Origin of the sequence: Micromonospora sp. SD12 (genome assembly GCF_052068495.1) — a bacterium.
In the GTDB taxonomy this organism is placed as follows: domain Bacteria; phylum Actinomycetota; class Actinomycetes; order Mycobacteriales; family Micromonosporaceae; genus Micromonospora; species Micromonospora echinofusca.
On the sequence record NZ_JBQHDF010000013.1, the window covers coordinates 48,027 to 69,253 of the forward strand.

Sequence of the window (21,227 nt, forward strand, 5' to 3'; positions counted from 1 at the left end):
TGTCGCGGCGAGTGCCTCCGGTCACAGGGGTAGCCTCGTGTGCGTGTACCGGTTCCTGCTGACGCCTCGCTGGCTGGGCATTCTCGTGCTGACCCTGGTCGCCGCCGCCGTGATGGTGCTGCTCGGCAACTGGCAGCTGGACCGCTACCAAAGCCGTACGGAGATCAACGACCGGATCGACGCCGGCCTGCGGATGGACCCGGTGCCGCTGCGCGACGTGCTGCCCGCCCCGACCGGCGGCAGCGGCACGGCCGGCCCCGCCCCCGCCGCGGAGAAGGCCTGGACCAAGGTCACCGTGACCGGCCGCTACGACCCGGCGAACGTGGTCCTGGTCCGGGGTCGCTCGGTGGATCGCACCGTCGGCTTCGAGGTGGTCACGCCGCTGGTGCTGGCCGACGGCACCGCCGTGCTGGTGGACCGGGGCTGGATTCCGCCGGCCCGGGGCGGCGACGCGACCGTCCAGCCGGACGTGCCGGCCCTGCCGTCCGGCGAGGTCACCGTGACGGGGCGGGTGCACCTGAGCGAGAGCGGCTCGGTCGCCGTCACCCGGCGCGACGGCAAGCTGGAGACCCGGCGCGTCGGCGTGCCCCGGCTCGCCCGCGAACTGCCCTACCCGGTGCACGGGGCGTACCTGCTGCTGGACGAGCAGTCCCCGGCTGCCGACCCGGTCTTCAAGGACGTACCGGTCGGATACACCAACAACTGGCAGAACTTCGGTTACGTCATGCAGTGGTGGATCTTCGCCGTGATGACCCTCTTCGGCTACGGCTGGGTGGCCCGCCGGGAGGCCCGCCGGCTGGCGGGCGTGGAGCCGAAGCGGCCCGTCGACCGGGCCGCCGAGCCCGCGCCGCAGGGCGCCGCCTGACCGGTCCCCCACGGGACACGGACGGCCCCCGCACGGGTACGCCGTCCCGTCTCACCCGGCGCGGATGCCGGGCGGCCCGCCGGCTCAGCCGGTGACGCGGCCGGCGTGGATGGCGCGTACGGCGTCGATGGTGTCGGCCTCCGCCGCCGTCTTGTCGTCGCGGTAGCGCAGCACCCGGGCGAAGCGCAGCGCCATCCCGCCCGGGTAGCGGGTGCTGGTCTGCACCCCGTCGAAGGCGATCTCGACCACCTGCTCGGGCCGGACCCGCACCACCCAGTCGCCGCGCTCGACGGCGAGGCCGAGGAAGCGCTCGGTCTGCCAGCGCAGCAGCTCGTCGGTGAGGCCCTTGAACGTCTTGCCGAGCATGACGAAGTCGCCGGTGCGCGGGTCGCGGGCGCCCAGATGCAGGTTGGACAGCCAGCCCTGACGCCGCCCGCTGCCCCACTCCACCGCCAGCACCACCAGGTCGAGGGTGTGCCGGGGCTTCACCTTCACCCAGGCCGCGCCGCGCCGGCCGGCGTCGTAGGGGGCGTCGGGCGCCTTCACGACGACTCCCTCCTGGCCGGCGTCGACGGCGGCGGCGAACGCCTCGCCGGCCGGCCCGGGGCCGTCGACCTCCACCCGGCCGACCAGCAGCGAGGCGTCGACGGCGGCGTCGAGCGCGGCCCAGCGATCCCGGCCGGGCCGGTCGACGAGGTCGTCGCCGTCGAGGTGCAGCAGGTCGAAGAAGTACGGCGTCAGCACCGTCTCGCCGGTGGTCTCGGCAGCCGCGCGCACGGCCGGGGCGACCGGGGCGCGGCCGGTGCCGCCCGCCGTGGTGCGCCGCGCCGCCCGGCTCGACGTCTGTTGGAAGGGCAGCGGCCGGCCCGTCTGGTCGAGCCCGATCGCCTCCCCGTCGAGCACCAGCTCGCGGGCGGGCAACGCCCGCACGGCGGCGACCACCTCCGGCACGCGGGCGGTGATGTCGTCCAGGCTGCGGGTGAACACGGCGATGTCGTCGCCCGAACGGTGGACCTGGATCCGGATGCCGTCGAGCTTGACGTCGACCACGGCGGGGGTGCCGGTGGCCGTGAGCGCCTCGTCGACCGACGGCGCGCTCTGCGCCAGCATCGGCGCGAGCGGGCGGCCGACCTGGAGGCCGAAGGCGGCCAGCGCCGCCGCGCCCCCGTCGAGCGCGGCGACCGCGACCGCGCGCAGGTCGCCGGCGAGCAGCAGCGCCCGGCGTACGGCGGCGACCGGCACCTCGGCGGCCCAGGCCACCGCGTCGGCGAGCAGGCCCGCCTGCGCGCCCTGGCGCAGCTCGCCGCTGAACAGCCCGGTGAGCAGCCGCTGTTCGTCGGCGGTGGCGGCGGCGAAGAGCGCGCCGAGCAGCTCCCGGCGGCGGGCCTGGGAGCCCGGCCCGTGCACGGACGCGATCTCGTCGATGGCCGCGTCGACGGCGGCCACGGTCAGGGTCGGCTCGGCGGCCGGCGGCGGCAGGTCACGCAGGCTCGCCCAGCCCACCCCGGTCTGCCGCTGACGCAGCTCACCGGCCAGCCAGCCGGCACCCGCCGGCACCTCGGGCGGGTCGAGCGCCCGCAGCGCGGCGGCGAGCAGCTCCACCTTGGCCCGCCGGGCCCGGGTGGCGCCGACTGCGGCGGAGGTGGCTGCCAGGTCGAGGAACCGCACGGCTCCATCCTGCCAGCCACCCCCGACACGACCCCGGCATTGCCGTGCCCGGGTTCCCACCGGCCTGCCCCGCCGCCTGCGACGCGCCGAGAACGTCGGCCCGTCGGGCAGCGGGCGGGTCAGGCCGAGACGGGCTCCTCGATGCGCAGGCCGCGGGCGCGGATCTCCTCGGCGACCCGGGAGAGCACCGTGTCGAGCGCGACCAGCGCCGCCGACAGGTCACCGAGCTGTTCCTTGAGCGTGTCCTCGGGCCACGCGGAGACGTCGACGTCCCCCAGTGCGCTGACGGCGGCCTCGAGCCGGCCCATCACCTCGTTCGTACGCATGTTCGAGAGGCTATAACAACCCCACGGGCGACACACCGCAAACTCCCACATCGACCCGGAAGTTACGGTTCCGACACCTACCGTCCGTCGACGACCGCCTCGGCCACGTTCCTGAGCAGCAGGGCCTCGGCCAGGCAGACCCGGCCGAACTCCCCGAGGTGCAGGCTCTCGTTCGGGCCGTGCGCCCGGGCGTGCGGGTCCTCCACGCCGGTCACCAGGATCGCCGCGCGCGGGAACATCTCCTGGAAGGTGGCGATGAACGGGATCGAGCCGCCGATGCCGAGGTCCACCGGGTCGGTGCCGTCCCAGGCGGTCCGGAACGCCGAGCGGGCCGCGTCGAACATCGGGCCGGACGCGTCGATGACGCACGGGTCGCCGTCGTGCTCGAAGGTGAGCGTCACCTGGGCACCCCAGGGGGCGTGCTTCTCCAGGTGGGCGCGCAGGGCCGCGTACGCCCGCTTCGGGTCGTCGCCCGGCGCCAGCCGTACGCTCAGCTTGGCCTTGGCGGTCGGCACCAGCGCGTTCGGCGCCTCCCCGGTGGCCGGGGCGTCGATGCCGAGCACCGCCAGCGCGGGCTTGGTCCAGAGCCGGTCGGTGATCCGCCCGGTGCCGATGAGGCTCACGCCCTCGGCCAGCCCGGCCTCGGCGCGGAACCGGTCCTCGGGGTAGTCGACGCTCGCGCCCTCCCGGGCGGCCAGCCCGTCGACCGCCACGTCGCCGGCGTCGGTGTGCAGGGTCGCCAGCAGCCGCGCCAGGGCGGTCAGCGCGTCCGGCACGGCGCCGCCGTACATGCCGCTGTGCACGGCGTGGTCGAGGGTGCGCACCTCCACGAAGCAGTTGACGATGCCGCGCAGGGAGGTGGTCAGCGCCGGTACGCCGATGTCCCAGTTGGCGGAGTCGGCGATGACGATGACGTCCGAGGCGATCTCGTCGCGGTGCTCGGCGAGCAGCCGCTCCAGCGAGTCGGAGCCGTACTCCTCCTCGCCCTCGATGAAGAGCACCACGCCGACCGGCAGCGCGTCACCGTACGCGCGCAGCGCCGCCACGTGCGCCATGATGCCGGCCTTGTCGTCGGCGGCGCCCCGGCCGTAGAGCCGGCCGTCCCGCTCCACCGGCTCGAACGGGTCCGACTCCCACAGCGTCAGGTCGCCGACCGGCTGCACGTCGTGGTGGGCGTAGAGCAGCACCGTCGGCGCCCCGGGCGGGGCCGCCTTCCTGCCCATGACCGCCGGCTGGCCGCCGGAGCGCACGATCTCGACGTCGAGCCCGCAGCCGCGCAGCAGTTCGGCAACCGCCTCGGCGGAGCGCTCCACGTGCGAGTGGTCGAAGCCCTCGAACGCGATGCCGGGGATGCGGACGAGACGTTCCAGGTCGGCGCGGACGCCGGGCATCTCCCGCTCGACGGCGGCCCGGACCTCGGACTCGGACATGATCGGTGTGGTCATGACCGGCATCGTATGCCGGCCTTACCGACCGCACCGCCCGAGCCCGCCGCGACGGCTCGTCCCCGGGCCGCCCGCCGACGCGGCGACCTGGCTCCCGGCCGCCCGCCGACGCGGCGACCTGGCTCCGGACGGCCGACGGCGCACGGCGACCTCGCTCCCGGACGGCCGACGGCGCCCGTGGTCACCCGCCGCCGACGGCCTCAGCGGCGGCGGACGTAGTAGCGGGCGGCATCGTGCGGCAGGCCCGGGGCGCCGTCGACCACCAGGTCCGCGCGCGCCTCGGTGCCGTCGGCGGCGAAGTGCGCCCGCTCCCCGAGGTGCCAGCGGCGCAACTCCGGCAGGATCGCCCGGCCGTCGCGCTCCAGCGCCCGGGCCAGCCGCAGCGGCGCCGGGGCGGTGACGAAGACGGCCAGGGTGAGGTCCGCGGCGACCGCTGCCCGCGCCGCGCTCACGCCCTCGACGAGGAGCACCGGCGCGACCGGGACCGGCACCGGACGCGGCAGGAAACTTCGCCGCACCCAGCTGTACCGGCGGTACGCCCCCGGCCGCCCGGCGCGCAGCGGCCCGAGCACCCACTCCTCCAGCCGGGGCCAGAAGGTGAGCTGGTCGTCCCAGCCGTCCAGCAGGTCGTCGGTGTGCACCACCGGCACCGGACCACCGCCGGGCAGGGCGGCGAGGGCGTCCGCGAGCCGCGCCGCGAACGCGCTCTTGCCCGCGCCGCTCGGCCCGTCCACCGCCACCAGCCGGGTCCGTCCCAACCGCGCCGGCCCGGCGAGCACCCGCCGGGCCAGCCGGTCGTACGCCTCGATCACCGCCACCGCCACGTGGCCGACGGTAACCAGCCCCGGATGCCCGACCACCGCGCGGGTCGGAAGCGCGTCGGCGCAGCCGTCGGTCCGCTGACGTGGGCGGCCCGGCGTGCCCGTCCGGGCGCTCCGATCGGGGGTCGCCCGAACGAGCGGTCGTCGGCTGGGCCGGGGCCATTCGTCGGGCGGAGCCCGGAACGGGGCGGGATGATCTGCTGGTGTCCCACAGCGTGATGAGTCCGGGCGTCGACGCCCTCCTGGAACAGGCCCGCGCCGGGGTACGCCGGCTGACCCCGCACCAGACCGTCGAGGCGGTCCGTACCGGCGCGTTGCTGGTCGACACCCGCACCGACGCACAGCGGCGGGAGCAGGGCGACCTCCCCGGCGCCATCGTGATCGACCGGACGGTGCTGGAATGGCGGCTCGATCCGGCCAGCGCCTGGCGGATACCCGAGGCCACCGGGTACGACCAGCGCATCGTGGTGGTGTGCCGCCAGGGCTACAGCTCCAGCCTCGCCGTGGCGAGCCTGCGGGCGCTCGGGCTGCACCACGCGACCGACATGATCGGCGGCGTACAGGCGTGGCGCGAGGCGGGACTGCCCATGTCCGACCGCCCCGCCGACATCCGCCCCTGAGCCCACCGCCCTGCCCCCTCACCCCACACCGTGCGCCCCCGCGCCGCGCGCCCGGCGCGCCCCGCAGCCCGCAGCCCGCAGCCAATGATCAAGAGGTTTGCGCCCTGATCCGGGGTTCCACAGGACGCAAACCTCTTGATCACTCCGGCGGGACGCGGCACGCGCCACGCGGGTGCGCGCGGGGCACGCGGGTGCGCGCGGGGCACGCGGGCGCGCGCGGGGCACGCGGGCGCGGGTGGGGCGGCGGGGTGGGGTGGGTCAGGGGGTTCCTGGGGCTCCGGGTGGGATGAAGGGGAGGGTGGCGGGCGGGCCGGACTCGACGAGACGCCAGAGGGCTTCGGTGTCGAGGTGCTCCTCGACCAGGTCGCCGAGCAGGTCCAGGGAACGCTCGCGGACGGCGGCGAAGGTCGTGTCGGGGGCCACCGTGAAGCCGGTCCGGCCGGCGAGCCGGGCCACCTCGGTCAGGAAGCGGCGGCGGAACCCGTCGGACTCGAAGGCCCCGTGCCAGTGGGTGCCGTGCACGGCACCCAGCACCGCCCCCTCGCCGCCGCCGTCCGCACAGGTCAGCAACGGGGTCAGCGCCGGGTCGGCGTGGGAGACGTACCCGTGGTGGATCTCGTAGCCGCGGACGGGGACGTCGCCGCCGACGGTGCCGGTCGACTGGCGGACGGTCTTGTGCGGGTCGAAGGTGACCTCGATCGGCAGCAGGCCCAGCCCCGGTACGCTCCCCTGCCGGCTCTCCACGGGGTCGTGGATCGCGCGGGCCAGCATCTGGAAGCCGCCGCAGATGCCGAGCAACGGCCTGCCCGCCGCCGCGTGCGCCAGTACGGCGTCGGCCAGGCCGGTCTGCCGCAGCCAGGCCAGGTCGGCCACGGTCGACTTCGAGCCGGGCAGTACGACCAGGTCGGCGGCGGCCAGTTCGGCGGGCTCGACGGTCAACCGGACCCGTACGCCCGGCTCGGTGGCGAGCGCCTCGACGTCGGTGGCGTTGCTGATCCGGGGCAGCCGGACCACGGCCACGTCCAGCCAGTCGGTGCCGCGCGGGGCGGCCGGTCGGCCGAGCACCCGGCCGTACGCGAGCGAGTCCTCCGCGTCGAGCCAGAGGTCGAGCGCCCAGGGCAGCACCCCGTACGTGGGGCGACCGGTGACCTGACGCAGCATGTCCAGCCCCGGCCGGAGGAGCCCGAGGTCGCCCCGGAACTTGTTGATCACGAAGCCGGCGATCAGCGCCTGGTCGGCCGGGTCCAGCAGGGCGAGGGTGCCGAACATCGAGGCGAAGACCCCGCCCCGGTCGATGTCGCCGACCACGATCGTGGGCAGGTTGGCGTGCCGGGCCAGGCCCATGTTGACGTAGTCGCCGGCCCGCAGGTTGATCTCCGCCGGGCTGCCGGCCCCCTCGCAGACCACCACGTCGTACGCGGCCCGCAACTCGGCGAGCGCCGCGTACGCCGTCTCGGCGAGCCGGGGCCGCAACTCGCGGAAGTTGCCGGCGGTGACCGTGTCGACCGCCTCGCCGAGCAGCACCACCTGGCTGGCCAGATCGCTGCCGGGCTTGAGCAGCACCGGGTTGAACCGCAGGTCGGGGGCGAGGCCACAGGCGGCGGCCTGCATCGCCTGGGCTCGCCCGATCTCGCCGCCCCGGCCGTCCGGGCCGACGACGACGGCCGAGTTGTTGGACATGTTCTGCGCCTTGAACGGCGCCACCTTCACGCCCCGGCGGTGCAGCCAGCGGCAGATGCCGGCGGTGAGCACGCTCTTGCCGGCGTCGGAGGTGGTGCCGGCGACCAGCAGGCCGCCGCTCACCGGTGGCTCCCGAGCCCGGCCGTACCCGCGCCGCCGCCGACGCCGCCCCGCCCGAGGATGGTGCGGCCGAGGGCGCCCGCCAGCCGCCCGAGCGTGAGTGGGTAGGCGGCGGCCAACCCGAGCGCGGCCAGCCCGACCGCGCCGGAGATCCGGGCGGCCCGCTTGAGGTGCCGCGCCTCGGGCCGGGGCCCGTCGCCGAGGAACGGGCGCACCTCGGAGCGGCCGAAGTAGACGTTGCGCCCGCCCAGCCGTACGCCGAGGGCGCCGGCCATCGCCGCCTCGCACTGCCCGGCGTTCGGGCTGGGATGGTCGTTGCGGTCCCGGCGCCACACGTGCAGCGCACGTTCCCGGTCGCCGTGCGCGGTGGGCGCGACCGCGATGGTGAGCAGGCCCGTCAGCCGCGCGGGCACCAGGTTGAGCAGGTCGTCGAGGCGGGCGGCGGGGGTGCCGAACCGGGCGTACCGAGGCGAGCGGTGGCCCACCATCGCGTCGAGCGTGTTCGCCGCGCGGTAGCCGAGCAGGCCGGGCAGCCCCGCGACGGCGCCCCACAGCAGCGGGGCGACGACCGCGTCCGAGGTGTTCTCGGCGAGCGACTCGACGGTGGCGCGGGCCAGCTCGGGCTCGTCGAGCGCGGACGGGTCCCGGCCACAGAGGTGGCCGAGCCGTTGCCGGGCGGCCGGGAGGTCGCCCGCGCGCAGCGCACGCCCCATGACGGTGGCCTCGTGCCGCAGCGTACGCCCGCCGAGCACGGTCCAGGTGCCGGCGGCGACCAGCGCGGCCCGGGCCACCGGCCGGCGGCGGGTGGCGACCGTCGCGGCCACCCCGAGCAGCACCGGCGCGCCGACGGCCAGCGCGGTGAACGCCGTTCCGGCCAGCCGGTCCGGGCGGTACATCCGCCGTTCAAGGGCCCCGGCGGTGCGGCCGAAGCCGGCCACGGGGTGGTACCGACGGGGGTCGCCGAGGAGCGCGTCGAGGGCGTACCCCGCGACCAGTCCCGCCGCGGTCGCCACCGGCGTCGCCTGTCGCACCCGCCACCACCTCCGGCCGGCCAGCCTAGCCGAGCGCCCACCCGTCCCCGGCCGAACACCCGACCATCCGCGTCCCGTCCGTCGGCGCCCGGCGGCGTCCGACCGCGCCGGGTAGCGCCGCACCGGTCACCCGCCCGCCCCTCCCCGACGGCCCGGTCGTCCGCCGAAGCACCGCGGGCGACACGCGGGGTGACGACGGCACCGCCGCGCCACCCCGCCCCCGTCGTGCCACCCGGGTGCGGACGGTCACGCGGGCTGCGGCACCCGCCCCCGGCCCCGCCGGCCACGACCGGCCGGAGAGCCGCCCGCCTCGGCCGCGTCAGCCTCCTCGGCCGACAGGTCCGAGGGGCCCGGCAGGCCCGAGGGGCCCGCCTCCCCCGCCGCCGCGTCGCGCCCACCACCCCGGGCACCCGGTACGTCCCCCGCCGAGCCGGGCTCCGACGTCGAGCCGGGCTCGGGCACCGACCCGGACCCGGGCGTCGGGTCGTCGCCCTCCGGCCGCGGGTCGTGAGGCTCCTCGCCGTGGGAGTCGTCCGCCGGCTCGTCGAAGGGGTCGAGGGAGTTGTCGACGGTCGGCAGGACGCGTCCGGCCGGGAACGCGCCGAAGTCGGGGTCGAAGTCGTCGTCGAGCGGCCGGCGGTCGGGCAGGACGGGGGCCTCCTCGTCCGGCACCGGCTCGGTCGCCTCGCCGTGCACCCGGTGCTCGGCCTCGGCGTCCTCGACGGTGCTGGTCGTCATCGTCGGCCGGTTGCGCTGGAACCGGCTGCGGCCCCGGGACAGGTCGTGGCCGACGGCGACGGCCTCCAGCTCGTAGAGCGAACGGTGGTTGCCGGCGTCGTCGGTCCAGTCGCGGGTGTAGAGCCGGCCACAGACCACCACCGGGTCGCCGACCATCACGGAGGCGGCCACCCCCTCGGCGAGCTTGCGCCAGCAGTTGACCCGGACGCGCAGGCTGTTGCCGTCGACCCAGCGCCCGCTGTCGCGGTCGAGGCGGCGGGCGGTCGAGGCGACCTTGAAGTTGGCCACCAGGGTGTTGCTCTGGGTGGTGCGACGCCATTCCGGCGCGGTCAACACGTTGCCCACGATCGTGACGTAGGTGTCGAACATCGTCCCTCCAGGGGGAGATCGGGCTTGCCACGGCGAGTCGACTCGGTGCCGAGCCTGGGCCCTCGGCGCGGGGGCGCGCCAGCACCGCGCGTCGACCTGTGGACAACCGGACCGCCTGTGGACAAGAACCTGATCAAGATCCCGGTGTGCTAGGGCCGGTCGGCCCTGGGGAGCCCGCGCGATCGGTCCGATGATCTGGAGGCGGGCCGCCCTGCCGGCGACGGCCGCAGCACCAGGCCCCGCCGTGCGGCGGGAGCGCAGCCAGAACCGGCGGCGGCCGGGCGTCCGCGCCCGGGGTGAGGCGTCACGTTCCGGACGGAGCGTGACGGGGTATGGAGCCGATCAACCGCACCGCCGACAGCACGACGAACGAGAGGTCAGCGATCATGAAGATGACCAGCACCGCAGCCGCCACCGTCTCGGGCGAGGTGCGGCGATGAGCGCCGTCGCCAACCCGGCCACCGTGGCGGAATGCCTGCGGGTCGGCGCGGGGTTCTCCCAGGGCGACCGGAACTGGATCGCGGAGCAGTTCGCCACGCTCGACTCGCGGCTGGCCGGGTTCCACGCCGACGCCACCGAGCTGGAGGTGTCGGTCAAGGACCGGGAGGCCAAGGGTCAGAAGGTCACCCTGGAGTGCTGGATCGCCGGCCGCCAGAAGATCGTCACCACCTCCGGCGAGGAGGACCTGCACGCCGCGCTGAACGACGTCCGGGACGACCTGCGGCGGCGACTCAACGACGCGAAGACCAAGCAGGAGCCGCGGCACAACAAGCACCTGCGCGACGTACCCCCGCCGGTCGTCGAGGTCGAGCCCGACACCGACCCGGCCCGCGCCGAGGCCGAGACCGTCTGAGACGTACGCCTGGGGCCCCGTCCGCCGGGTGCGGGCGGGCGGGGCCGGACGGCGCCCGGGGCTACCGCCCGGTAGCTTCCCGGCGTACCGTCGCGGTCGTGGAACCGGACGTGCTGGGCCCGCCGTACGAGCGGCAGACGATCGACCTGGGCACCGACGACGAGGGCCCGGTGGTCGCCACCCTGGTCCGTCGCCGGGCCGACCGCCCTACGGGGCGGGCCGTGCTCTACGTGCACGGCTTCACCGACTACTTCTTCCAGGGCCACCTCGGTGACTTCTTCGCCGAGCGGGGATGGGACTTCTACGCCCTCGACCTGCGCAAGTACGGACGCAGCCTGCGGCCCCACCAGACGCCGAACTTCTGCCGCGACCTCAGCGACTACTTCCCGGAACTGGACGCCGCCGCGCGGATCATCCGCGAGGACGACGGTCACGACACGCTGCTCGCGATGGGCCACTCCACCGGCGGGCTGATCCTGCCGCTGTGGGCGCACGCCCGCCGCGACGCCGGGATCATCGACGGGCTCTTCCTGAACAGCCCCTTCTTCGACATCAACGCCCCCTGGCTGGTACGCCGCCCGCTCGCCGCCGCCGTCGGCCGGCTGGGCCGCCGGGCGCCCCGCCGGGTGCTGCCGTTCGGGCTGGGCACGGTCTACAGCGAGAGCATCCACGCCGAGCACCACGGCGAGTGGAACTACGACCTGACCTGGAAGCCCCTCGCCGGGTTCCCCGTGCGGGCCGGCTGGCTGAACGCCATCCGCAGCGCCCAGCGGCAGCTCCGCGCCGGCCTGGACATCCAGGTGCCGGTGCTACTCGCCTGCTCGACCCGCTCGTTCAGGGGAAAGAAGTGGCACGAGTCGGCGGCCCTCGCCGACGCCGTCCTGGACGTCGAGCACATGGTCCGCTGGGCTCCCCGCCTCGGCCGGCACGTCACCGTGGCGCGCTTCGACGGCGGGATGCACGACCTCACGCTCTCCGGCACCGCCGTACGGGAAAAGGTCTTCCAGGAGGTCGGACGCTGGGCCGACGCGTTCTTCGACGCCGGGCCGACGGCCCGCACCGGGGAGCGCCCACCGGCGAGCCGGCAGCCGGCGGACGACACCGACCCGGCGGACGCCCCCGTGCGGGGCGGCTGAGCGCCGCCTGCCCGCCGATCACGCTCGCCCGCAGCCCGATCTCCCCCGCCCCGGCGTCGGTGAGCGCGTCGGCGGTCAGCAGGTGTTCCCGCCCCTGCCCGGTGAAGAGGAACGCGGTGCCCTCGCCCCGGTCGTCCGCCGCCCCGGCGTCGGTCCGGCGGATGGGCAGGATCGCGCGGCCGAGGAGCTGGCACAACTCGTAGGCGACGTCGTTCTCGGTGTCCGGGTCAAGCAGCACCAGCCGAGGGTACGGGCCGACGCACCCCGGGCCGCGCGGACGGCGGAACCCGCGTGACCGACGCCGGGGACGCGTGCGACCCTGGTCCGCGACGTGGAACGCGACCACCCGTTCCACCGGTCACCCGGTGGGCGGCGGTACCCTTCTCGCGCGACACGCACGCGCGCGCCCGTAGCTCAGCGGATAGAGCAGGGGACTTCTAATCCCAAGGCCGCAGGTTCGAATCCTGCCGGGCGCACAGGTACTTCTCTCGGCCGGACGGCTCCCGTGGAGCTATTCGTGGAGCCATCGAGCTAGCACCGGCCCGGTGGCAGGCATCAAGCGGCAACGTGGCGAGATCATGAAGCTCCCCAGCGGATCACTCCAGCGAGCAGGCCGAATGGGCTCCTACACCTCTCAACGTCTCACACCACTCCCCGCCGTCCCGCGGCCTCTTGCGAACTACATGCGGACTCACGCCGGCCGCGGTGGCGCATCGCCTTGACGACCATCGGCGCACCGGCTCTACTAATCGCCGTGGTGGATAGAGCCCAGGTCCCTCTGCCCGAGGACATCCCCGGGCAGGGGTCAAGTCCCGGGCTCTCGGCGAAGGAATACCTCACCGAGCGACTTGCCCAGTACCAGTCCTGGTACGACAAGAAGGCGGTGAAGGCGAAGGCTACCCACCTTCGAACCCGCACCGCTGCCGTAGTCGGGGGTTCCCTGGTTCCGGTCCTCGTCAACCTCGACTTTCCCTACGCCCAGGCGGTGACCACCGTCGTGAGTCTGATCGTGGCCGGGGCGGTGTCGTTGGAGAGTGTGTTCCGCTATCGGGAGCAGTGGAAGAATTACCGGTCGACGGAGCAGACGCTGGGGCACGAGAGGATCTACTTCCTCACACGAACCGGCGTGTACACCGATCTGGACGACGTCGCAGCCTTCACAACCCTGGTCGAGCGCGTGGAGGCGACGATCGCCAATGAGAATGCCGCGACTCTGAGCGTCATGACCCAAGTTGGCTTCGCTGGCGAAGACGGGCAGGCGGCGATCGAACGACAAGGCAGTAGGCAGTAGCCCTACAGGCGCCGGGGTGGCCGGGGGTCGAACCTCTGCCATCGGGATTAGACAAAGACCGGGATGGCTGGTCGGGCGGCTATGTCCCTGGTCAGCCCGTCCGTGATTGTCGGGCGACGTCGGTCTCAGTGGGCGGCCCTTGCTGCACGAATAGCTGTACAGCCAAGGCCGCACCTCGGCTCCTCACCGGTCATGCCGGACGCGGGCGCGGCGATCACGTCATCCGGGCCGAGAAGGGCAAGAAGTTAGGCAGGCGGCCTGCGAAGGTCGTGGTGCCGCCACTCTGCGCGTTGAGCGGTTCCGACTGGTTGCGCCCGCCGGAGTGGTCCAGGAATCCGGCGGTCGCCGGTGAACCAGGCGAAGGGCCGCTCGATCACCCACCGGTGCCGCCCGAGTCGGCGTGAGGACTCGATACCGCCGATCCCCAGGGTCAGACAGCCAGGGGACCCATGATCCGCTCGACCGGCTCCGGCACCCACTCGACGTCCTCGGCCACTCCCCCACCGGGCGTCGGGCGTCCAGAGAGTGGTCAATCGGCAGAGACCTGAGCGGAACTGACGTACATCAATGTAACGTTTCATCGATGTGAAGTGATGGGTTGCTGGGCGACCTGTCGGGGCAGCGCCGCCTCCACCGCATGAAACGTCGATGTCAAGGAGAGCAGAGCATGAACGAACATCGGGAGGGGCGGCTACGGACGCGATGGCGGCGGGCAGCCCGAACTGCCGTCGCGGCAGCGGCCTCTGTGGGGATCACCGTGCTGGCCCTCGGGTTCACGGCGGGTGCGGCCACGGCGAGCGGCAGCTCTGCCGACCGGGGCACGTCGAACGCCTCGCTCGCCGCCGGGCCGGTGTCCCGGGTCGCCGCAGGCGATCTGCACACCTGTGTGATCCGCACCGATGACGCACTCTGGTGCTGGGGCAACAACTTCTACGGCCAGCTCGGCGACGGCACCACCACGCAACGGACCACTCCGGTCCGCATCGGCGACGCCACCACCTGGGCGCGTATCGACGCCAGCATGAGCACCACCTGCGGGGTACGCACGGACGGAACGCTGTGGTGCTGGGGCAGCAACCACAACGGGCAGCTCGGCGACGGCACGACCACGAAACGGACCAGCCCCGTACGGATCGGCGACGGCACCTCCTGGGCCAGCGTCAGCACCGCCGCCAACCACACCTGTGCCGTCCAGACCACCGGCACCCTGTGGTGCTGGGGGTCGAACCGCCACGGGCAGCTCGGCACCGGCGTGACCCCCTATCTGGCGACCGCCCCGGTGCAGGTCGGCACGGCGACCACCTGGGCGAGCGTCACGACCGGGTACGCGCACACCTGCGCCACCCGCGCGGACCGGACCCTGTGGTGCTGGGGCAGCAGTTCGGACGGGCAGCTCGGTCTCGGCATCCGGGACTACCGGGCGACACCGACGCAGGTGGGCACCGCGACCACGTGGACCGGCGTGACGGCCGGGTACGTGCACACCTGCGCGGTCCGTGCCGACGGGACGCTGTGGTGCTGGGGCGAGAACGGGTACGGCCAGGTGGGCGGGGGCGTCGGCTTCCAGACCACCCCACTCCAGGTCGGCACCGCCACCACCTGGGCGAGGGTCGAGACGGGCATCGACTCCTCGTGCGCGACGCGCACCGACGGCAGCCTGTGGTGCTGGGGCAACAACGCGTCCGGGCAGCTCGGCGACGGCACCACCACCCACCGGTCGACCCCGACCCGGGTCGGTAGCGCCACCACCTGGACGGACAGCCTCGCCGCGTCCTATCACGCCTGCGCGATGCGCGCCGATGGCAGCCTGTGGTGCTGGGGCGACAACTCGTTCGGGCAGCTCGGCGACGGCACCACCACCCACCGGTCGGCCCCGGCACAGGTGACCCTGCCGGGCTGACCGCCACCGTGGACGAGCGGGGCTGTCGGTCCGCGCCGCTGCCGCGTCGGCGACGGCGCGGACCGACGGCCCCGCACCATCGGCCGGTTGACGGCGGCCGTCGCCGCGCCCGAGGGTGACCAGATGACGTCAAAGGTCTGGCTCACCCGTGATGAGGACTTCCGCCCAGGCGCCGAACTCTTCCGCAGCGACCGACTGTTCGCGCTGTGGACGTACTCGGCTACCCACGGGCAGTTGCTGCTGCGGGCGGACCTGGTGCCCGGCGGTGGCGCCCGCCTGCCGACGACGATCGAGGTGCTGTTCCACCCGGTCGACGCGGTGCGGATCGAGGCGGCGTACCGCGGTCTGGTGATCCGGTGCGCGACCGAGGAGGAGGCCACGCGGATCCGCGACGGCCTCTCGGACGACGGACACCGCTCCGGGAACTCCCGGGTGCTCGTGCTGGAGAGCGAGGGGGCGACGGGCTACGTGGTCACGGTCAACGTGGGGTGGTGCGAGGGCGAGCTGTCGGACCTGCAACCCTCGCTCTTCAACACGTTCAGCCCGTACATGCCGATGTGGCCGGTCAAGCCGCTCCTGGGCGTCGGCGGTGAGCTCGACATGGCCTCGCCGCAGGAGGTGGCGGAGGCGTTCCTCACGGGCCTGCCGGAGGGTGTACGACGAGAGCGGTACAGCAGCGTGTACCTGCTCACGGCGGTGACCGAGCAGGACAGCCGTCGACGCCGGGACAACCTGGGCGTCTTCCTCACCGAGGCGGACGCCGAGGAGGCGAGGCGACTGGTCGAGCCCCACGTCGCGAGCTGCTGGGTCGAACCTCTCCCGGTGGTGCTGTAGGAGGTCGTCAGCGGAGCCGGACGTCGAGGGTCGGGAAGTCGTACCAGGTCAGCTCAAAGGACGAGCCGCTCTGCGGCACCACCGGGAACACGCCCCAGCTCTCCACCCGCTCCCCTGGCGCGATGGTGAAGGACTCGTCGGGCCGCGTGGTGGTGCACCAGGTGGAGTCGGGACGCACCGTACGGCCGTCCGCCAGGACGATCTCCGAGGAGGTCCGGTCGACCTCGGCGGTCGGGCAGCTCACCGGCCACGGCACCGACGAGCCGTTGCGGTACGTCAGGTTCAGCCGCAGCTTGCCTCCGGTGGTCTGCGCGCTGACCAGCGTGACCGTCAGGCCCGACTGGCTGTAGACCAACTGGTCGAGCTGGTACGTCCGACCCGCCGGCTGATCCTTCGTCGGCGACGCACCGGCAGCCGGGGAGCCCGACGACGCACCGGCAGCCGGGGAGCCCGTCGACGGGCCGCCGACGGCGCCGGAGGTGGCCGTATCCCGCGCGGACGGTGTCGGGTCGGAGTCGCCCCGGTCGGCGAGGAACCAGCCGCCGAGGGTACCGACCACGGCCAGGCACGCCGTCACGGCGACGAGGGCGAGCAGGCCGACGTACCTTTTCGTCACGGTGGGCTCCCGACGGCGGTGAGAACGGCGACGGCGCGAAGGTAGCACCACCGTCCAAAGTCGGCGGCTCGTCGGTGGTGGGGCGTAGCGTCGGGGCATGGAGGTCGACTGGAACGGTGAGCTGCTCGAACAGCTCGACTGGCACTGGCAACGGCAGGCCCGCCGGCGCCTCGACGGGCTGACCGACGCCGAATACCACTGGGAGCCCGTCCCCGACGCCTGGGGCGTACGGCCGCGCGGGCGCAGCACCGCCCCGATGGCGGTCGGGCAGGGCGATCATCTGATCGAGTTCGCGATGCCGCAGCCCGATCCCGCGCCCGTCACCACGATCGCCTGGCGGATCGGGCACCTCGTCGTGGGGGTGTTCGGCGCACGCGTCGCCGCCCACTTCAGCGGTCCCCCGGTGGACTACGGCTCCTTCGCGTACGCAGGCACCGCCGACGCGGCGCTGGCGCAGCTCGACGAGGCGTACGACCGATGGATGGCCGGGGTGCGCGGCCTGGGCCTCGATGGCCTGGCCCGGCCGTGCGGCCCGGCGGAGGGACCCTACGCGGACCGGTCGCTGGCGACGCTCGTGCTGCACATCAACCGCGAGGCCATCCACCACCTCGCCGAGATCGCGTTGCTGCGCGACCTGCACCTGCGGCTCGGCTGACCCGACGGGATCACCGCCGGCACGGACAGGTGTCGCCGGGGCCGACGCCGGGTGCCATATGCTGCGCCGGTCGTCACGGGGCACGGGGAGGATCACATGCGACGCTGGCTGGGCGTCACGGCTTCGGCTGCGCTGGTCGCTGCGGCGGTCAGCGGGTGCGGCACGCCGGCCGGCACGGACGGGGACCTGACCGACGACTGGCGGCCGGTGGCCGAGGCCCGCCAGTTCACGCCGCAGACCGGCGAGTGTCACGTCGTCGCCGAGCCGACCGCCTACCTCACCAGCCACCAGCCGGTGGACTGCGCGAAGGCGCACCTCGTCGAGACGTTCCACATCGGCACGTTCACCGGCGACCTGGCCGCCCGCCCGGTTCCGCCGCGCGTCGGGTCGGCGGCGATGCGGTCCGCGTTCGCCGAGTGCGACGCCAAGGCCAAGGAGTACGTCGGCGGCGAGTGGCGCGACGCCCGGCTGTCGGTGCAGGTGGCGCCCACGTCGCCGGCCGGCTGGACGGGCGGCAGTCGGTGGTACCGGTGCGACCTGTTCGAACTCGACCCGGTGAGCGGCGCCAACGGCGACAACGATTCGGCCGTCAACCGGGCGGGCAGCCTCCGTGGTGTGCTGAAGGCGGCCACCCCGCTGCGGTACGGCTGCGCCGAGGAGGACGATTGGTCCAACCTGCTGGCGGTCCCGTGCACGAAGGTCCACCGCTTCGAGTACGTGGGCGTGTGGACCGCGCCGGACGTGTCCTACGACGACGCGACGAAGGACGAGGACGCCGTCCACGCGAAGTGCCGGCCGGTCATCGCCCGCTACGCGAAGGTGCCGGTCGACGGCATGCTCCGCTACCGCACGGGCAGCACGTACCGGTTCCCGTCGGAGCAGGCGTGGGCGCGCGGCGACCGGGGGGTGCGCTGCTGGTACTGGTCCAGCGGAAAGAAGCTGACCCGCTCGATCGCGGGCGGCGGCACGAAGGTCCTGCCGATCAACTGACCGGGCGTCGGCAGGGGCGGTGCGGGCAGGTCACCGTTCCGTCGGTGGTGCGCACCGGCCCCGGGAAGGGCTGACCGACCGGCGACACGGCACGCACCGAGGGTGATCGCGGGCGGATGCTCGTGCTATTCTCCGGCGTCGATCCCCCGTTTTGGCCCGGATCGGGTCGTTGTCGCAGAAGGACCCTCTTTCCCGATGCCGGCCGTCGCCGCACCGACCACGTCGCCGACCACGCTGGACACCCCGGCCGGTGGCGCGTTCACTCTCATCTTCACCCGCCTGCCGGCGCTGCTGCGCCTGGCCTGCGGCCTGGTCGGCGCGGTGGTCGCCCTGTCGGTGCGTACCCCGCCGGTCGAGCCGGCGCTGCTGGTTCCGGCCGTCGCGGCCCTGACCGCCTGGTCGGTCTGGTACGCGTTCCGCGCGCTGCGCCACGGCATCGGCCGCCCGATGGTGCTCGGCGACGTGGCGCTGACCGCCGCCGCCTGCCTGGCGATGCCGGTGCTGGTCGCCCCGGAGGTGCTGCCCGGCGAGGTGAGCTGGATCGCGGTGCTGGCCAGCACCACGGTCCTCAACGCGCAGGCCAACGCCCCCATCGGGTGGTCGGTTCCGGCGGGGCTGCTGGTGACGGTGGCGTACGCGGCCGGCGCGCACGCCGCCGGCCAGCCCGACGAGGCCGCCGCGCACGCGGTGACGCTGCTGGTGCAGACGGCCTGCGGCGCGCTGATCACCGCCATCATGCGGCGGCGGATCGGTCGGGCCGACGACGCCTTCGTGGCGCACCAGAGGCTCACCCGGGAGTCGCTGGTCGCCCGGACCTCGCGGGACGCGGAGCGGCGGCAGAACCGGGATCTGCACGACACGGTGCTGGCTACCCTGACGATGGTCGGGCTGGGCGCGGTCGCCGGCCCGTCCGCCGCGCTGCGCGAACGGTGCGCCGCCGACCTGCGTACCCTCACCGCGCTGGCCGACGCGCGGTCCGCGCCCGAGGAGGGGCCGGTGCCGCTGGACGGGCGGCTGCGGGCGGTGCGCGCCCGGCTGCCCGAACTGCCGGTCACCACCGAGCTCGCGCCGTGCGTCGTGCCCGCCCCGGTCGCCGAGGCGCTCGCGGAGAGCACGTACGCCGCGCTGTCCAACGTGCTGCGGCACGCGCCGGGCGCGTCCGCCGCGCTGCGGCTGAGCCGGGTCGCCGACGCCGTCGTGGTCGAGCTCGCCGACGACGGTCCGGGTTTCGACCCGGCGGCCGTTCCCGCGCACCGGTACGGACTACGTGAGTCGGTACGCGGCCGGATGTCCTCCGTCGGCGGGCGCGCCGAGATCGACTCGCGCCCCGGCGCCGGTACCCGGATCCGGTTGGAGTGGTCCGGTGTCGACTGAGACGACGACGGCTCCGGCGACGGCGGTGCCCGCGGCGCGTACGCCGGGCGAGGGCCGGTCCCCGGCGGACCCGGCGGCGGCGGTGGCCGCCGCCTCCGACGGTGGCGCCCGGGTGGTGGCGGTGGTCATCGCGCTGGCCTGGCACACGGCGATCGCGCTGCCCGCGGTGCTGGGCGCGTGGGCGGAGCTGGCCGCGCCGGCGGTGGTCCTCGCCGGCTGGCTGCTCGTGGCGGCGGTCGGGGTGCTGGCCGGCCTCCGGCTGCTGCGCGGCGCGCGCCTGCCGGTCTGGCCGTTGGTCGCGCTGCTGCTGGTGGTCGACGCGGTGGTCGTCGCGGCGGCCGGTGAGCGGCAGCTCTTCACCGCCGCGAACTGGGTGTGGGGCACCCTCGGCTGGTTCTTCGTCGTGGTGCTGTGGGGGCGGCGGGCCTACGGGCTGATCGCGGCGCTGGGCGTACACGCGCTGATCGCGCTGGCCGGGGTGCTCGGCCACGGCGCGACCGGCCCCGCCGACCTGGCCCGGTACGCCATGTCCGTCCATGCCACGTCGACCCTTCAGGTGGCGGTCTTCGTGGGCGGCACGGCGATCGCGAGGCTGGCCCGGCAGCGGGCCGGCGCGGCGGCCGCCGCCCACGCGGCGGAGGCCGAGCGGGACGCCGCCGAACGGGCCCGGCGGGAGCGGCGCGCCCGCCTGACGCTGGCCGGTGGCGCCGCCGAGGAGGTGCTCGCGGAGCTGGCCGACGGCCAGGCCGACCCGGCCGACCCGGACGTGCAGCGGCGGGCCGTGCTGGCCGCCGCCCGGCTGCGCCGGCTCATCGCCGAGTCCGACGACGTGCCCGACCCGCTGCTGCACGAGCTGCGGGCCGCCGCCGACCTGGCGGAGCGCAACGGGCTGCCGATCGACCTGGTCACCATCGGCGACCCGCCGCCGCTGCCGGTGCAGGTGCGTCGCCGGCTGGCCGACCCGCTCACCGCGCTCCTGGCCGACGCCCGGGGCTGGGCCCGGCTGACCGTGGTCGCCGGGCCCGACGAGGTGGTGGTCAGCCTGGTCACGCCCGACCGGGTCGGCCCCGACACCGCCGGACCGCCGGGCGTCGACGGGCGGGTGGAGTACCTCTACGAGCGGGACGGGGAGATCAGATGGGCGCAGACCCGGTGGCGGGGATGACCGGTGGTCGGTCGGTGGGCGTGGCGATCGTGGACGACCACCCGGTCGTCATCGAGGGCGTACGCGTCTGGCTGGCCGCCGAGCCCCGGCTGCGGGTCCTGGCGACCGGTGACGACCCCGACGCCGTGCTGCGGGCCGCGCCCGACGCCGATGTGATCCTGCTCGACCTGCGGCTGCACGGGCGGATGGCCCTGGACAAGCTCGCCGAGCTGAGCGCGGCCGGCCGGCGGGTGGTGGTCTACTCGGAGCACACCGACCCGCAGACGATGCTCGCCGCCCTGGACGCCGGGGCGGTCGCGTTCCTGGCCAAGCACGAGGGGCGGGAGCACTGCGTGGCCACCGTGCTGGCCGCCGCCAGCGACCGCCCGTACGTGCCGCCGGCGCTCGCCGGGGCGATCGTGGGCGACCCCCGCCCGGACCGGCCCGCCCTGTCCGACAAGGAACGCGAGGCGCTGCTGCTGTGGTTCCAGTCGATGTCGAAGGCGTCGGTGGCCCGTCGGATGCGGATCAGTGAACACACCGTGAAGCAGTACGTCGACCGGGCGCGCATCAAGTACACCCGAGCGGGGCGACCGGCCGCCACGAAGGCGGCGCTGCTCGCCCGGGCGATCGAGGACGGCCTAGTCCGGCCGGAGGAGATCGGCATCTACCGGTCACAGGCTTCCTACGACCGGCCGACCCCCTAACGGGCGTCATGACAGCCGGCCGGGGGTCGGCGACGCTCGTGGTG

At 74.5% G+C, this 21,227-nt stretch carries 19 protein-coding genes, 1 tRNA gene and 2 pseudogenes; 13 read left to right on the plus strand and 9 right to left on the minus strand.

Annotation, left to right across the window (positions count from 1 at the left end):
- The first annotated feature begins 37 nt into the window (after positions 1-37).
- Entirely contained in the window at positions 38-865 is an 828-nt protein-coding gene (locus ACTMS2_RS21740) for an SURF1 family cytochrome oxidase biogenesis protein (RefSeq protein WP_441177035.1), read from the plus strand.
- An 84-nt stretch (positions 866-949) separates the two neighbouring features.
- Here ACTMS2_RS21740 and ACTMS2_RS21745 read toward each other — a convergent pair whose 3' ends face one another.
- The 4 genes from ACTMS2_RS21745 to ACTMS2_RS21760 all read right to left on the minus strand — a co-directional run bounded on the left by ACTMS2_RS21745 (position 950) and on the right by ACTMS2_RS21760 (position 5,128).
- Positions 950-2,533 carry an ATP-dependent DNA ligase gene (locus tag ACTMS2_RS21745; protein ID WP_441177036.1) on the minus strand — a complete coding sequence of 528 codons (1,584 nt, stop codon included), beginning with the start codon at positions 2,531-2,533 and terminating at the stop codon, positions 950-952.
- A gap of 119 nt (positions 2,534-2,652) precedes the next feature.
- Complete coding sequence (locus ACTMS2_RS21750) at positions 2,653-2,859, minus strand: hypothetical protein (RefSeq protein ID WP_101412453.1); 207 nt, start codon at positions 2,857-2,859, stop codon at positions 2,653-2,655.
- Positions 2,860-2,936: 77 nt separating this feature from the next.
- Positions 2,937-4,289, minus strand: a complete 1,353-nt coding sequence (locus tag ACTMS2_RS21755; protein WP_441177115.1) for a dipeptidase — start codon at positions 4,287-4,289, stop codon at positions 2,937-2,939.
- A gap of 215 nt (positions 4,290-4,504) precedes the next feature.
- On the minus strand, positions 4,505-5,128 hold the full coding sequence (locus ACTMS2_RS21760; RefSeq protein ID WP_441177037.1) for a uridine kinase family protein: 624 nt from the start codon (positions 5,126-5,128) through the stop codon (positions 4,505-4,507).
- A 215-nt stretch (positions 5,129-5,343) separates the two neighbouring features.
- Between ACTMS2_RS21760 and ACTMS2_RS21765 the strand changes: the two genes are divergently transcribed.
- A complete protein-coding gene (locus ACTMS2_RS21765; RefSeq protein WP_441177116.1) occupies positions 5,344-5,745 on the plus strand; it encodes a rhodanese-like domain-containing protein in 402 nt (133 codons plus the stop codon).
- Positions 5,746-6,003: 258 nt separating this feature from the next.
- Here ACTMS2_RS21765 and ACTMS2_RS21770 read toward each other — a convergent pair whose 3' ends face one another.
- The 3 genes and pseudogenes from ACTMS2_RS21770 to ssb form a co-directional block, all read right to left on the minus strand.
- Positions 6,004-7,548 carry a cobyric acid synthase gene (locus ACTMS2_RS21770; protein WP_441177038.1) on the minus strand — a complete coding sequence of 515 codons (1,545 nt, stop codon included), beginning with the start codon at positions 7,546-7,548 and terminating at the stop codon, positions 6,004-6,006.
- Positions 7,545-8,576, minus strand: coding sequence for a cobalamin biosynthesis protein (locus ACTMS2_RS21775; protein WP_441177039.1), 1,032 nt, complete (start codon positions 8,574-8,576; stop codon positions 7,545-7,547). Before ACTMS2_RS21775 ends, ACTMS2_RS21770 begins: the two co-directional genes overlap by 4 nt.
- Positions 8,577-8,977: 401 nt before the next feature.
- A pseudogene (gene ssb, locus ACTMS2_RS21780) lies at positions 8,978-9,683 on the minus strand (single-stranded DNA-binding protein); the annotation flags it as partial.
- Positions 9,684-10,119: 436 nt separating this feature from the next.
- Here ssb and ACTMS2_RS21785 point away from each other — a divergent pair.
- From ACTMS2_RS21785 to ACTMS2_RS21800, 4 genes are all read left to right on the plus strand, one after another.
- A complete protein-coding gene (locus ACTMS2_RS21785) occupies positions 10,120-10,536 on the plus strand; it encodes an HPF/RaiA family ribosome-associated protein (RefSeq protein WP_101412457.1) in 417 nt (138 codons plus the stop codon).
- 98 nt (positions 10,537-10,634) lie between these two features.
- Entirely contained in the window at positions 10,635-11,672 is a 1,038-nt protein-coding gene (locus ACTMS2_RS21790; RefSeq protein ID WP_441177040.1) for an alpha/beta hydrolase, read from the plus strand.
- A gap of 403 nt (positions 11,673-12,075) precedes the next feature.
- A tRNA-Arg gene (locus ACTMS2_RS21795) sits at positions 12,076-12,148 on the plus strand.
- Between the two features lie 242 nt (positions 12,149-12,390).
- Entirely contained in the window at positions 12,391-12,963 is a 573-nt protein-coding gene (locus tag ACTMS2_RS21800) for a DUF4231 domain-containing protein (protein ID WP_441177041.1), read from the plus strand.
- 329 nt (positions 12,964-13,292) lie between these two features.
- Here the strand turns inward: ACTMS2_RS21800 and ACTMS2_RS21805 are convergent.
- Positions 13,293-13,379, minus strand: a pseudogene (locus ACTMS2_RS21805) (IS5/IS1182 family transposase); the annotation flags it as partial.
- A gap of 251 nt (positions 13,380-13,630) precedes the next feature.
- Here ACTMS2_RS21805 and ACTMS2_RS21810 point away from each other — a divergent pair.
- A complete protein-coding gene (locus tag ACTMS2_RS21810) occupies positions 13,631-14,863 on the plus strand; it encodes an RCC1 domain-containing protein (protein WP_441177042.1) in 1,233 nt (410 codons plus the stop codon).
- A gap of 123 nt (positions 14,864-14,986) precedes the next feature.
- Positions 14,987-15,697, plus strand: a complete 711-nt coding sequence (locus ACTMS2_RS21815; protein ID WP_441177043.1) for a hypothetical protein — start codon at positions 14,987-14,989, stop codon at positions 15,695-15,697.
- 7 nt (positions 15,698-15,704) lie between these two features.
- Here the strand turns inward: ACTMS2_RS21815 and ACTMS2_RS21820 are convergent, their stop codons facing one another.
- On the minus strand, positions 15,705-16,313 hold the full coding sequence (locus ACTMS2_RS21820) for a hypothetical protein (RefSeq protein ID WP_441177044.1): 609 nt from the start codon (positions 16,311-16,313) through the stop codon (positions 15,705-15,707).
- 97 nt (positions 16,314-16,410) lie between these two features.
- Here ACTMS2_RS21820 and ACTMS2_RS21825 point away from each other — a divergent pair, with 97 nt between their 5' ends.
- The 5 genes from ACTMS2_RS21825 to ACTMS2_RS21845 all read left to right on the plus strand — a co-directional run bounded on the left by ACTMS2_RS21825 (position 16,411) and on the right by ACTMS2_RS21845 (position 21,183).
- Positions 16,411-16,968: a DinB family protein gene (locus ACTMS2_RS21825; RefSeq protein ID WP_441177045.1), complete on the plus strand. Its 558-nt coding sequence runs from the start codon at positions 16,411-16,413 to the stop codon at positions 16,966-16,968.
- A gap of 96 nt (positions 16,969-17,064) precedes the next feature.
- The gene (locus ACTMS2_RS21830; protein WP_441177046.1) at positions 17,065-17,958 is read left to right on the plus strand and encodes a septum formation family protein; all 894 of its coding nucleotides are present in this window, start codon (positions 17,065-17,067) and stop codon (positions 17,956-17,958) included.
- 195 nt (positions 17,959-18,153) lie between these two features.
- Entirely contained in the window at positions 18,154-19,332 is a 1,179-nt protein-coding gene (locus ACTMS2_RS21835) for a sensor histidine kinase (RefSeq protein ID WP_441177047.1), read from the plus strand.
- Positions 19,322-20,497, plus strand: a complete 1,176-nt coding sequence (locus ACTMS2_RS21840) for a hypothetical protein (protein WP_441177048.1) — start codon at positions 19,322-19,324, stop codon at positions 20,495-20,497. Before ACTMS2_RS21835 ends, ACTMS2_RS21840 begins: the two co-directional genes overlap by 11 nt.
- On the plus strand, positions 20,470-21,183 hold the full coding sequence (locus ACTMS2_RS21845; protein ID WP_441177049.1) for a response regulator: 714 nt from the start codon (positions 20,470-20,472) through the stop codon (positions 21,181-21,183). The genes ACTMS2_RS21840 and ACTMS2_RS21845 overlap by 28 nt, the downstream gene beginning before the upstream one ends.
- Positions 21,184-21,227: the final 44 nt, after the last annotated feature.

Excerpts from the sequence above, each read along its gene's own strand:
- ACTMS2_RS21830 (WP_441177046.1), top strand. The coding sequence starts at position 17,065 with ATGCGACGCTGGCTGGGCGTCACGGCTTCGGCTGCGCTGGTCGCTGCG.
- ACTMS2_RS21755 (WP_441177115.1), bottom strand. The coding sequence starts at position 4,289 with ATGTCCGAGTCCGAGGTCCGGGCCGCCGTCGAGCGGGAGATGCCCGGC.
- ACTMS2_RS21825 (WP_441177045.1), top strand. The coding sequence starts at position 16,411 with ATGGAGGTCGACTGGAACGGTGAGCTGCTCGAACAGCTCGACTGGCAC.
- ACTMS2_RS21815 (WP_441177043.1), top strand. The coding sequence starts at position 14,987 with ATGACGTCAAAGGTCTGGCTCACCCGTGATGAGGACTTCCGCCCAGGC.
- ACTMS2_RS21845 (WP_441177049.1), top strand. The coding sequence starts at position 20,470 with ATGGGCGCAGACCCGGTGGCGGGGATGACCGGTGGTCGGTCGGTGGGC.
- ACTMS2_RS21835 (WP_441177047.1), top strand. The coding sequence starts at position 18,154 with ATGCCGGCCGTCGCCGCACCGACCACGTCGCCGACCACGCTGGACACC.
- ACTMS2_RS21785 (WP_101412457.1), top strand. The coding sequence starts at position 10,120 with ATGAGCGCCGTCGCCAACCCGGCCACCGTGGCGGAATGCCTGCGGGTC.
- ACTMS2_RS21810 (WP_441177042.1), top strand. The coding sequence starts at position 13,631 with ATGAACGAACATCGGGAGGGGCGGCTACGGACGCGATGGCGGCGGGCA.
- ACTMS2_RS21750 (WP_101412453.1), bottom strand. The coding sequence starts at position 2,859 with ATGCGTACGAACGAGGTGATGGGCCGGCTCGAGGCCGCCGTCAGCGCA.
- ACTMS2_RS21765 (WP_441177116.1), top strand. The coding sequence starts at position 5,344 with ATGAGTCCGGGCGTCGACGCCCTCCTGGAACAGGCCCGCGCCGGGGTA.